Here is an 11,668-nt window from a genome sequence, read left to right on the forward strand (position 1 = left end):
TACGACTCCTTAAAGACTGTTGATCAGTGTGCTGAAGATTTCCTGCGCAGCCTTGATGATCTGCGAAGACGCGGTGTAGTACTGCTGATATTTGACCAGGTTGCCGGTTTCCTCATCGAGGTCGACACCCGACAGCGAATCGCGAGCGCCCTTGGCGTTGGCCAGGATAGCGGTGGTCGCGGCACTGTCGAGCTTGCCTTGCGCGGCCTTGGCGCCGACGCCCTCGACCAGTTTGCCGTAGGCGTCGGTCAGGGAAATGCCTTTACTGGCCGAACCGGTATCCACGGTCTGCTTGGTCTGCAAGCCGGCCAGTGCGGTACCGTTACGGTTGTCCAGCGTACCCGGTTGACTGAGCGTGACGTTAATTGCACTGCCTTGACCTGGCGAACCGGCCACGGTCATATCAAAGGTCGCCGTACGCTGCACGGCGGGTGGCCCCGGATCCATGATCGCGGCGCCGCTGGCGTCGACCAGTGGAATGCTCAGGCTGAGCGTATTGTTCTGGCCCGGCACAATGGTGCCGCTGCTGAGTGCATTGCCTTTGGCATCGAGCAATTGGTAAGTCTGGGTGGTGCCACCGCCGGCACCGAAAACCACTTTGACCGGAGTCGAATTCTGCAGCCCGTTCTGAATGGCCAGAGTGGTCGCCGAGTCATAAATATCAAACTGCGTAGTCAGGGTCGGTTGACCACTGGCCGGGATCGTCAAGGTGCCGCTACCGCCCGGTGCGATGGACGCGCTCAACGGTGCCGCGATGGCCAGACGCTTGCTGTCGGTCATCTCGGTCTTGATGTTCGCCGCCGCGTTGCGGGTCGGCGTGATCTTGAACGTGTCGCCCGCCGCGGCGGTGCCGCCGGAAAGCTTCAGCGAGAAACCGTCGATTACCGGCGGCGGCGTGGTCAGGGTGCTGAAAGCGCCCATGGACGTGCCATCTGGCAGACGCGACACGGTGTAGTTGGTGCCGCTGGTGAAGGTGACCTTGTAGTCGTTGATGGTCAGCTTGCCGCTGTCTTCGATACTCACATCAAAGTTACCCGAGCCGGCACTGTTGCCGACGGTGGCAACACTGCGGCTGGCCATCTGCGCGGCACTGTTGATGCTGTTGAACAGGTTCGAGCCGAACGCACCGTTTTTGTCGATGCCCTGAGCCTGGAGGCTGTTCATCTGATCGGCGACAACCAGCGCCACGCGGCCCAGTTCGTTCATGGCCGGGTCCAGCACGGTGCTGCGATAACGCAGCAAACCACCCATTTCACCACCGGTCATCACCGACGTGATGTCAACGGTGCTGCCGGCGCGATTGAGCTGAATGCCCATGCGCGAAGGGTCGTTCAGGCTCGACGCAACAGACAGGGTGCTGGCGGTGCCGCCGATGACCAGCGGCTGGCCGCTGCCCAGATAAACGTCGAGGTTACCGTCGCGCTCGATGACCTGCGCACCGGTGAAGGTGGAGAGCTGACGCACGGTTTCGTTACGCGCATCGAGCAGCTCGTTCGGCATGCCGCCGGATTTGGAAATCTCGGAAATCTTCTGGTTCAACTGCGCCACGGTGGCGGCCAGTTTGTTGACCTGATCGGCCATGTTCGCCAGGTTGCCGTTGACGTTGGCGTTCTGCTGCGTCAACTGGCTGGAGATCGAGTTGAAACGATTGCTCAAGGCCTGGGCATCGCTGAGCAGAAGCTGGCGCGACGCGTCATCACCCGGCTTGGCGTTGACGTTCTGCACCGAGGCGAAGAACTTGGTCAGGGCGCCGTTGAGGCCGGTGCCGCTGTCCGAGAGCAAGGCGTCGAGCGGGCTGATCTGCCCGGCATACGCAGCCGCATCGCTGTTGAGCGAGGTGGTGGTCTGCAGTTGTGCATCGAGGTAGCTGTTGTAGACGCGACGCACATCGGCCAGGGTCGTACCGGTGCCGATGTAGACATTGCCGAACTGATTCGAGGCTTTGGTGCCCTGCACGGTTTGCTGGCGTGAATAACCGGCGGTGTCGGCGTTGGCAATGTTATTGCCGGTAGTCATCAACGAGGATTGGCTAGCAGCCAGACCCGACATCCCGATATTGAGCAAACTCATGGTTCAGACCTTATGCCTTGTGCCTATAGAGGCGTAGTAGAAGCGCCCGCCGCAGCGTAGTTTTGGTAACTCGTCATCTGCTTGGCTATCTGCGAAATCTTGCTTGCGTAGGCCGGGTCTGTCGCATACCCGGCTTTCTGCAGCTCGCGTACAAACTGTTCTGGGTTATCGGCAGACTTCAGAACATCTTGATAGCGATTATTGGTTTGCAGCAAAGTCACCAGGTCATGGAAGCTGTCTTTGTACGAATCGTAGGAGCGGAACTCTGCCGTCTCCTTGACCATCTCGCCATTCCTGAATTCGCTGGTGATCGCTCGCGCCGATTCACCCTTCCAACTGCTGCTGGCCTTGATGCCAAACAGGTTGTGACTGCTGCTGCCATCCTGGGCACGCATGACCGATTTGCCCCAACCGGTTTCCAGGGCCGCCTGGGCCACCAGGTAACGCGGATCGACGCCGATACGGTCGGCGGCTTCCTTGGCCATCGGCAGCATGGTGTTGACGAATTCGTCGGCGGAACTGAAGGCTTTCTTCGGTGGTGCCAGCGGAATCTGCGCCATCGCACGGCCGTAAACCTGCAGACGTCCGCTCGACTTGTTATCGGTTGGCGAGGGCAGCCAGTCGCCATTGAACAGCGGGCCGGCACCGGTCACGACCGGAGTCGCGGCGCGCTCAGGCAGCAAGGCTTTGTTCGGGGTTGTAGCGGCAGTCGTTGCCGAAGGCACCAGGCCGGCGAGCAAGCGGTCGGCCAGTTTCGGCGGCAAAGCCAGACGGCGCTGATTGATCAGCGCCATGTCATTGTGATGCGTGCCCTCGCCTGTTGGCGCTTTCACCGAACGCGAGGCCCACAACGGACGCTGACCATTGAGCCGCGACAGCGGACCGTCTGAGGCCGCAGTGCCTGCGGCAACCGGTGTTGGCACGGCCGCTTTCGCCGCTTCCTGCTTGGCGGCGGACGCGGCTGCGGCCTCGCCCGGCGCCAGCGGTTTGTTCTTCGACATCTGGCGCATCAGCACGTCCGCCAGACCGATACCGCCGCCCTCGCGGGACATGGAAACGGCCAACTGCTGGTCGTACATTTCCTGGTATTGCTTGGCCGCTGGAGTGTTGAGCGGATTGTCCTTGCCCAGCGCATCGGTGGCCGAGCGCATCGACTTGAGCATTTCACCGAGGAACAGCGACTCGAATTCCTGCGCCACTTTGCGCATGTTCGCGTCACTGTCCTTGTCGCCGACCTTGAGCTGGTTCAAACGATTCAAGTCCGAATAGGAGCCCGAATCGTTGCTGCTGACACCCAGGCCGCCCTTGCGCATATCCATGGTCGCTGTCCTCAGATCACAATCAGGTCGGCTTGCAACGCGCCAGCCTGTTTCAATGCTTCGAGGATCGCCATCAAGTCACCCGGTGCCGCGCCGACCTGGTTCACCGCACGCACAATTTCGTCGAGGGTGGTGCCCGGGCCGAACTTGAACATCGGCTTGGCTTCTTGCTGAGCGTTGACCCGCGAGCGCGGCACAACGGCGGTCTGGCCATTGGACAGAGGGCCGGGCTGGCTGACAATCGGGTCTTCGGTGATGGTCACCGTCAGGCTGCCGTGAGTCACGGCGGCCGGTGAAACCTTGACGTTCTGGCCGATCACGATGGTGCCGGTGCGCGAGTTGATGATGACTTTCGCCACCGCCTGACCCGGGTCGACTTCAAGGTTTTCGATGATCGACAGATAGTCGACGCGCTGACTTGGATCGAGCGGCGCGCTGACCCGAATCGAACCGCCGTCGATGGCCTGGGCAACGCCAGGGCCGAGCATGTCGTTGATCTTGTCGACGATGCGCTTGGCGGTGGTGAAGTCCGAACGGTTGAGGTTCAGGGTCAGGCTGTTGCCCTGGTTGAAACCGCTTGGCACCGAACGCTCCACCGAGGCACCGCCCGGGATACGACCGGCCGACGGAACGTTGACGGTAATCTTCGAACCGTCGCGGCCTTCGGCATCAAAACCGCCGACCACCAGGTTGCCTTGGGCGATTGCGTAGACGTTGCCGTCGATACCCTTGAGGGGTGTCAGCAGCAAGGTGCCGCCGCGCAGGCTCTTGGAGTTACCGATGGAGGAAACGGTGATGTCGACCTGCTGACCCGGCTTGGCGAACGCCGGCAGATCAGCACTGATCGACACGGCGGCGACGTTCTTCAACTGCACGTTGCCCGAACCCGGCGGCACCTTGATGCCGAACTGCGAGAGCATGTTGTTGAAGGTCTGCAGAGTGAACGGGGTTTGCGTCGTCTGGTCGCCGGTGCCGTTAAGCCCGACCACCAGGCCGTAGCCGATCAATTGGTTGGAGCGCACGCCGGAAATACTGGCGATATCCTTCAGCCGCTCGGCTTGCGCGTTGAACGCAGCCGAGAGCATCAGGGCAGCCACCATCAGGTGTTTAAGATTCAACGTGGCCACCTAGAAAGGGAACAGCGGGCTGAGGAAGAAACGGTCGAACCAGCCTGGCTGACTCGCATCGGCAAACGCACCGGTGCCCGAGTAGGTGATGCGTGCATCGGCGACGCGGGTCGACGACACGGTGTTGTCGGTGGAGATGTCATCGGCGCGCACCATGCCGGCAATCCGCACCAGCTCATCGCCGGTGTTGAGCGTCAGCCACTTCTCGCCGCGCACGGCGATGATGCCGTTGGGCAGCACGTCAGCGACGGTCACCGTGATCGAGCCGGTCAGGCTGTTGCTCTGCCCGGACTTGCTGTCGCCCTTGGTCGCGCGATCACCTTCGTAGCCAACGTCCAGGCTCAGGCTACCGCTGCCCACAGGGTCGCTGGTGCTCAGGCCACCGCCAAAGAACGAGCTCAGGCCGATGTCGGTCTTGCTGTTCTTGCCGATTTGCGAGTTGGCGTTCTTGCTGGCCTGGGTCCGTTCGTTCAGGGTGATGGTGATGATGTCACCGACCCGGAACGCCTTGCGGTCGCTGTACAGGTTCTGTTCAAAGCCGGCCTGATAGATCGAGCCGTTATTGGCGGCAGCCGGCAACGGCGTGCGCGGCAACACCGGGGCGTAGTAAGGGTCATTGGGCTTGGGTGGCGGAGCGACGCAGCCCGCGAGCACGACGACCCCACTCAGTGCCAGAACAGATACAAAGCGATTCATGACCCTACCTCACGGTGTTGCAGACGACCTCATGGCCGCCTCATAGACTGATTACAGATTCTGCGTTACGAACGAGAGCATCTGGTCGGCGGTGGAGATCACCTTGGAGTTCATCTCGTAAGCGCGCTGAGTGGTGATCATGTTGACCATCTCTTCAACGGTGCTGACGTTGGACGTTTCCAGGGTGTTCTGCAGCGTGGTACCGAAACCGTTCAGGCCCGGGGTGCCGACTTGCGGCGCGCCGCTGGCAGCGGTTTCCAGGAACAGGTTGTTACCCACGGCTTGCAGGCCGGCCGGGTTGATGAAATCGGCGGTTTGCAGGTTGCCGATCACCTGGCTGGCCGGGTTACCCGGAACGGTGACCGACACGGTGCCGTCGCGACCGACCGTGAAGGTCTGCGCGTCGTTCGGAATGACGATGGCCGGCTCCAGGGCGAAGCCACTGGCATTGACGATCTGGCCGTTGGAATCGAGGTGGAACGTGCCGTCACGGGTGTAGGACGTGGTGCCGTCCGGCTGCAGGATCTGGAAGAAACCGCGACCATCGACGGCCAGGTCCAGCGGCTGCTCAGTGGTTTGCAGGCTGCCGGCGGTGAAGTTTTTCTGGGTGCCGACGATGCGCACACCGGTACCCACTTGCAGACCCGACGGCAGTTCGCTGTCCTGGGTCGACTGGGCGCCTGGCTGGCGCTTGATCTGATAGAGCAAGTCCTGGAACTCGGCACGGTCACGTTTGAAACCCGTGGTCGACACGTTGGCCAGGTTGTTGGAAATGGTCGTCAGGTTGGTGTCCTGGGCGGACAGACCTGTTTTGGCAACCCATAGAGCCGGAAGCATTCGATTCTCCTCGTGCGCCTGTTTTACGGCGCGACGTTCTGATAATTAGCTGATCTGCAAGACCCGAGCCATGGCCTGGTCATCGTCTTTGGCGGTGTTCATCATCTTGATGTGCAGCTCGAACTGCTTCGACAAAGCCAGCACCGAGGTCATCTCTTCCACGGCGTTGACGTTGCTCGACTCAAGGAACCCGGACACCAGTTTGACGCCTGCATCGGCTTGCGCCGGCTTGCCGTCCTTGGTGTGGATCGAACCATCCAGGCCTTTGGTCATGTTCTTCAGGTCAGGGTTGACCAATTTGATACGGTCGACTTCAGCCATCACACGCGGGCCTTCGCCCATCGCACGGATGCTGATGGTGCCGTCTTCGCCCACTTCGATTTGCTGCTCGGGCGGCACGGCGATCGGTCCGCCATTGCCCATCACCGGCATACCGTTGCCGGCACGCAGCACGCCCAGGGCGTCCACGTTCAGGCTGCCGGTGCGCACGTAGCTTTCAGCGCCATCGGGGGTCTGCACGGCGATCCAACCGTTGCCTTGCACCGCGACATCGAGGTCGCGACCGGTTTCAACCAGCGAACCTGGTGAGAAGTCGGTGGCCGGACGCTCGGTCATGGCAAACGCACGCGCCGGAAAGCTGTCACCAAACACCGGCATCGAACGGGCCTGTTCCAGGTCCTTCTGAAAACCGTTGGTAGAGATGTTTGCCAGGTTGTTGGCATGAGCCTTCTGCGCCAGTGCATTCTGGCTGGCGCCGGTCATTGCCACATAAAGGTACTTGTCCACACTCTTTCCTCTGCATGCCGGACGTTTGCCGCCCACCGCTGTACTGTTGAGCGATAAGCAATTTACAGACCAACTTTTTTCTGGCGGTGCGAGGCCCGGCAAACAAAGGACTTGAGGGGTTTTGCGGGGATTGGGGAAATGTATCGGAGACGAAAAACCGGCGGTGTTATGCCGGTTGGTGGCAAGTGCTGGCCTTTGCAGCCAACAGGATCCCCTGTGGCGAGGGAGCTTGCTCCCTCGCCACAAAGTTGTCATTGCTTCAGCTTAAGCGTCGGGGTCTTTGCCGACTTCATACTCACGCAACTTGTTGGCAATGGTCGTATGCGAAACCCCCAACCGCTTGCCCAACTGCCGACTGCTCGGATGCTCGGAATACAACCGCTCCAGCACCGCTTTCTCAAAGCGCCCGACGATCGCATCCAGCCCGCCTTCGAGGGAGAAATCGCCAAGCGGCTGACGCACGCCGTAATCCGGCAAGCGAATGTGCTCGGCCTTCACGGTCCCGCCTTCGCACAACGAAACCGCCTGGAACAACACGTTTTCCAATTGCCGGACATTGCCCGGCCAATGGTAATGACTGAGCCGCTCCATCGCCGCTGGCGCCAGCTTCGGCAGCGGGCAACCGATCTGACGACTGGCCTGGTCGAGGAAGTGCTCCACCAACGGCGTCAAACCATCGAGGCATTCACGCAGCGGCGGAATGTGCAGTGAGAGCACGTTCAAGCGGTGATACAAATCCTGGCGAAACTCGCCCCGCGCGCATAACTCGGACAAGTCCACCTGCGTCGCGCAGATCACCCGCACATCCAGATAGACCTCTTCATCACTGCCCACACGACGGAAGCAACCGTCCTGCAAGAAGCGCAGCAATTTCACCTGCAAGCGCGGGCTCATTTCCCCGACGCCATCGAGAAACAACGTACCGCCCGCCGTCAGCTCCAGCAGCCCAAGCTTGCCTTCGGCACGCGCGCCTTCGAAGGCGCCGGGGCCGTAGCCGAACAATTCGGTCTCGGCCATCGATTCCGGCAGGCCGGCGCAGTTGAGCGCCATCAAAGGTGACTGGCCGCGCGGACTCGCCAGGTGACAGGCACGCGCCAATAATTCCTTACCGGTGCCGGTTTCGCCTTCTATCAAGAGCGGTGCATCCAGTGGCGCCATGCGCCGCGCTTCGCGGACCACCGCGGCCATGACCTTCGAGCTTTGGAAGATGCTGTCGAACCCGCGCAGTTCCTGCTTGCGCACGTTATAGATGCGCTCCCCCACCCGATCAGCGCGGTGCAGCGTCAGGACTGCACCGGCCATGGCTTCGCTGTCGTCATGCTCGGATTGCAGCGGCGCGATGTCGGCGAGGAACACATCGCCCTTGACCTTGACCCGCAGCCCGTTGATCCGCGACTTGTTGGCACGCACCAGTTCCGGCAAATCAAAATCCTCGGCGTAACGCGATAGCGGAATCCCCGGCACCTCATCCACCCGCACCCCGAGCAACTGCGCCGCTGCACGGTTGGCCGCCACGATGGAGCCGCCCATGTCGATCGACAACACCGGAAACTCCAGGGCGCCGAGCAAGGCATTGAGCTCCATGTGCCGACGCTCGCTGGGCATCAGCCCTACACGCTTGACGCCAAATACCCCGGCAATCGACTCGAATTTCGGACGCAACGCCTGGAACTGAATATTGATCAGGTTCGGGCAGTGCAGGTAGATCGCATTGCCATGCTCACCGCCGACCTCGCCGCGAGCGACGTTGATTCCGTACTCGACCAACAAGTTGAGAATGTCGCGCAGGATGCCGATGCGGTTCTGGCAGTGGACTTTGATACGCATATAAAGGCCCAAGAAAAACGGTCAATAGGTTGGATGCCCGAGGTACAACCCTGTGGGAGCGAGCCTGCTCGCGAATGCGTCGGTGCATTCGGCATTGATGTGTCAGGCAGAACGCTTTCGCGAGCAGGCTCGCTCCCACAGGGTATTTTTTTGCTGGCACGCTCAGATAGCCGTCAAGATTATGTGACAGGCGCAACGCTTTTCAAACCCGAAAAACTCAATACCTGCGCCACCGCGATCCATTCGTAACGAAAACTTTACGAAAACTGGAGAACTTTCCTACGCACGGCACGATTCACCTACTGCAACGCGGCACGCCTTGGAGTATTTCTAAGTCCATAGCAGTACATAACAAGAATGAAATCCCCTAGCAGGAGAGCAGCATGAAGCAGACGCAGTACGTGGCTCGCGAGCCCGATGCGCAAGGTTTTATCGACTACCCCGCTGAAGAACATGCGGTGTGGAACACGCTGATTACTCGCCAACTAAAAGTGATCGAGGGGCGTGCGTGCCAGGAATACCTGGACGGTATCGAAAAACTCGGTCTGCCCCACGACCGCATTCCGCAACTCGGTGAAATCAACAAAGTCCTCGGTGAAACCACCGGTTGGCAAGTAGCCCGAGTGCCGGCGCTGATCCCCTTCCAGACCTTTTTCGAATTGCTGGCCAACAAGCAGTTTCCGGTGGCGACCTTTATTCGGACCCGCGAAGAGCTGGATTACCTGCAAGAGCCGGATATTTTCCACGAGATCTTCGGCCACTGTCCGCTGCTGACCAACCCTTGGTTCGCGGAATTCACCCACACCTACGGCAAGCTTGGCCTACAGGCCACCAAGGAAGAACGCGTGTACCTCGCGCGTCTCTACTGGATGACCATCGAGTTCGGCCTGGTCGATACACCAGAAGGCCTGCGCATTTACGGCGGCGGCATTCTCTCCTCGCCGAAAGAAACCGTTTACTGCCTGTCGGACGAACCTGAGCATCAGGCGTTTGATCCGCTGGAATGCATGCGCACGCCTTACCGCATCGACATCCTGCAGCCGCTGTACTTTGTCCTGCCGAACCTCAAGCGTCTGTTTGATGTGGCTCATGAAGACATCATGGCCATGGTCAAGCAAGGCATGCAGCTCGGTTTGCACGCGCCTAAATTTCCACCCAAAAAAGCCGCGTGATCCGCAGCTTTTAGAATCAAGTGAGCCTGTCAGGACACGACGCTTTGCTATAGCGTGGTGAAACTGACGGCCGATTTCCAATCATTCGATTTCAGGAACCCATCATGTCCACATTGAATCAAGCCCATTGCGAAGCCTGCCGCGCCGATGCCCCTCAGGTCAGCGACGAAGAATTGCCGATCCTGATCAAGCAGATCCCGGACTGGAACATCGAAGTGCGCGACAGCGTGATGCAACTGGAAAAAGTGTTCCTGTTCAAGAATTTCAAGCACGCCCTTGCATTCACCAACGCAGTCGGTGAAATCTCCGAGGCCGAAGGCCACCACCCTGGCCTGCTCACCGAGTGGGGCAAAGTCACCGTGACCTGGTGGAGCCACTCCATCAAGGGTCTGCACCGCAACGACTTCATCATGGCCGCTCGCACTGATGAAGTGGCCAAGAACGCCGAGGGCCGCAAATAATGCATTTCGACGCCATCGGTCGAGTACCCGGCGATCCGATTCTCGGCTTGATGGAAGCCTATGCGCAGGACCCGAACCCGCACAAATTCGACCTTGGCGTGGGCGTCTATAAAGATGCTCAGGGCCTGACGCCGATTCCCCAGTCCGTGAAGCTGGCCGAGCAGCGCCTGGTGGATCGCCAGACCACCAAAACCTACATCGGTGGTCACGGCGAACCGGCGTTCGGCAAGGCGATCAACGAGCTGGTACTTGGCGCCGACTCCCCGCTGATCGCCGAACAACGGGCCGGCGCCACCCAGACACCGGGCGGCACCGGCGCGCTGCGCCTGAGCGCAGACTTCATCGCCCAGTGCCTGCCGGGCCGTGGCGTGTGGCTGAGCAACCCGACCTGGCCGATCCACGAAACCATCTTCGCGGCGGCCGGGGTCAAGGTCAGTCATTACCCCTACGTCGGCAGCGACAACCGTCTCGACGTTGAAGCCATGCTGGCAGTGCTTAAAGACGCGCCGAAGGGCGATGTGGTGTTGCTGCACGCCTGCTGCCACAACCCGACCGGTTTCGATCTGTCCCATGACGATTGGCGCCGCGTGCTGGACGTGGTGCGCAGCCGCGATCTGGTGCCGTTGATTGATTTCGCCTACCAGGGCTTCGGCGATGGCCTGGAACAGGATGCGTGGTCGACCCGGCTGTTCGCGGCCGAGTTGCCGGAGGTGCTGATCACCAGTTCCTGCTCGAAAAACTTCGGGCTGTACCGCGATCGCACGGGTGCGCTGATTGTCTGTGCGAAAACCGCTGAGAAGCTGGTGGATATCCGCAGCCAACTGGCAAACATCGCCCGCAATCTGTGGTCGACGCCGCCGGATCATGGCGCTGCCGTGGTCGCGACGATTCTTGGCGATCCCGAGTTGAAAAGCCTCTGGGCCGACGAAGTGGAAGCCATGCGTTTGCGCATCGCCCAATTGCGCAGCGGCCTGATGGAAGCGCTTGAACCCCATGGTTTGCGTGAGCGTTTTGCGCATATCGGTGTGCAACGCGGGATGTTTTCCTACACAGGCTTGTCGCCGGAGCAAGTGAAACAGCTTCGTGATCATCACAGCGTGTACATGGTCGGCACCGGCCGTGCGAACATGGCTGGGATCGATGCAACCCGCCTCGATCTGCTGGCCGAGGCCATCGCCGAAGTCTGCAAGTAACCTCAACCCTGCACATTCCCACCTGTGGGAGCGGCGGTGCGGCGATCCGACATGCTTGCGAAAGCGGTGTGTCAGGCGACATAGATGTCGACTGAGACTCCCTCTTCGCGAGCAGGCTCGTTCTCACATTTGTTTGGTGCTGCCCCTTCCAACAAACCAATCGCTGAAGTTGCGCCCGGC

10 protein-coding genes are annotated in these 11,668 nt (G+C 60.4%); 3 read left to right on the top strand and 7 right to left on the bottom strand.

Annotation, left to right across the window (positions count from 1 at the left end; translation table 11 throughout):
- Positions 1-9 precede the first annotated feature (9 nt).
- The 7 genes from flgK to HP062_RS12190 all read right to left on the bottom strand — a co-directional run bounded on the left by flgK (position 10) and on the right by HP062_RS12190 (position 8,662).
- Positions 10-2,070: a flagellar hook-associated protein FlgK gene (gene flgK / locus HP062_RS12160; RefSeq protein WP_010457010.1), complete on the bottom strand. Its 2,061-nt coding sequence runs from the start codon at positions 2,068-2,070 to the stop codon at positions 10-12.
- A 23-nt stretch (positions 2,071-2,093) separates the two neighbouring features.
- Positions 2,094-3,389, bottom strand: a complete 1,296-nt coding sequence (gene flgJ / locus HP062_RS12165) for a flagellar assembly peptidoglycan hydrolase FlgJ (protein WP_172791455.1) — start codon at positions 3,387-3,389, stop codon at positions 2,094-2,096.
- Positions 3,390-3,400: 11 nt separating this feature from the next.
- Positions 3,401-4,489 carry a flagellar basal body P-ring protein FlgI gene (locus HP062_RS12170; protein ID WP_010457013.1) on the bottom strand — a complete coding sequence of 363 codons (1,089 nt, stop codon included), beginning with the start codon at positions 4,487-4,489 and terminating at the stop codon, positions 3,401-3,403.
- A gap of 27 nt (positions 4,490-4,516) precedes the next feature.
- Positions 4,517-5,212 carry a flagellar basal body L-ring protein FlgH gene (gene flgH, locus HP062_RS12175; protein ID WP_010457015.1) on the bottom strand — a complete coding sequence of 232 codons (696 nt, stop codon included), beginning with the start codon at positions 5,210-5,212 and terminating at the stop codon, positions 4,517-4,519.
- A gap of 51 nt (positions 5,213-5,263) precedes the next feature.
- Positions 5,264-6,049: a flagellar basal-body rod protein FlgG gene (gene flgG / locus HP062_RS12180; protein ID WP_010457017.1), complete on the bottom strand. Its 786-nt coding sequence runs from the start codon at positions 6,047-6,049 to the stop codon at positions 5,264-5,266.
- Between the two features lie 45 nt (positions 6,050-6,094).
- Positions 6,095-6,835 (bottom strand): flagellar basal body rod protein FlgF, encoded by a 741-nt coding sequence (locus HP062_RS12185; protein ID WP_010457018.1) that lies wholly within the window; start codon positions 6,833-6,835, stop codon positions 6,095-6,097.
- 264 nt (positions 6,836-7,099) lie between these two features.
- The gene (locus HP062_RS12190) at positions 7,100-8,662 is read right to left on the bottom strand and encodes a sigma-54-dependent phenylalanine hydroxylase transcriptional regulator PhhR (RefSeq protein WP_010457020.1); all 1,563 of its coding nucleotides are present in this window, start codon (positions 8,660-8,662) and stop codon (positions 7,100-7,102) included.
- A gap of 383 nt (positions 8,663-9,045) precedes the next feature.
- Between HP062_RS12190 and phhA the strand changes: the two genes are divergently transcribed.
- From phhA to HP062_RS12205, 3 genes are all read left to right on the top strand, one after another.
- Positions 9,046-9,834, top strand: a complete 789-nt coding sequence (phhA, locus tag HP062_RS12195) for a phenylalanine 4-monooxygenase (protein WP_010457022.1) — start codon at positions 9,046-9,048, stop codon at positions 9,832-9,834.
- A gap of 104 nt (positions 9,835-9,938) precedes the next feature.
- A complete protein-coding gene (locus tag HP062_RS12200) occupies positions 9,939-10,295 on the top strand; it encodes a 4a-hydroxytetrahydrobiopterin dehydratase (protein ID WP_010457024.1) in 357 nt (118 codons plus the stop codon).
- A complete protein-coding gene (locus HP062_RS12205) occupies positions 10,295-11,488 on the top strand; it encodes an amino acid aminotransferase (protein WP_372242818.1) in 1,194 nt (397 codons plus the stop codon). Before HP062_RS12200 ends, HP062_RS12205 begins: the two co-directional genes overlap by 1 nt.
- Positions 11,489-11,668: the final 180 nt, after the last annotated feature.

The organism is Pseudomonas sp. B14-6, from assembly GCF_013260315.1.
GTDB lineage: Bacteria > Pseudomonadota > Gammaproteobacteria > Pseudomonadales > Pseudomonadaceae > Aquipseudomonas > Aquipseudomonas mandelii.

Coding starts and splice junctions, on each gene's coding strand:
- HP062_RS12170 (WP_010457013.1), bottom strand. CDS start 4,489: ATGGTGGCTGCCCTGATGCTCTCGGCTGCGTTCAACGCGCAAGCCGAG.
- flgJ (WP_172791455.1), bottom strand. CDS start 3,389: ATGGATATGCGCAAGGGCGGCCTGGGTGTCAGCAGCAACGATTCGGGC.
- HP062_RS12200 (WP_010457024.1), top strand. CDS start 9,939: ATGTCCACATTGAATCAAGCCCATTGCGAAGCCTGCCGCGCCGATGCC.
- phhA (WP_010457022.1), top strand. CDS start 9,046: ATGAAGCAGACGCAGTACGTGGCTCGCGAGCCCGATGCGCAAGGTTTT.
- flgH (WP_010457015.1), bottom strand. CDS start 5,212: ATGAATCGCTTTGTATCTGTTCTGGCACTGAGTGGGGTCGTCGTGCTC.
- HP062_RS12205 (WP_372242818.1), top strand. CDS start 10,295: ATGCATTTCGACGCCATCGGTCGAGTACCCGGCGATCCGATTCTCGGC.
- HP062_RS12190 (WP_010457020.1), bottom strand. CDS start 8,662: ATGCGTATCAAAGTCCACTGCCAGAACCGCATCGGCATCCTGCGCGAC.
- flgG (WP_010457017.1), bottom strand. CDS start 6,049: ATGCTTCCGGCTCTATGGGTTGCCAAAACAGGTCTGTCCGCCCAGGAC.
- flgK (WP_010457010.1), bottom strand. CDS start 2,070: ATGAGTTTGCTCAATATCGGGATGTCGGGTCTGGCTGCTAGCCAATCC.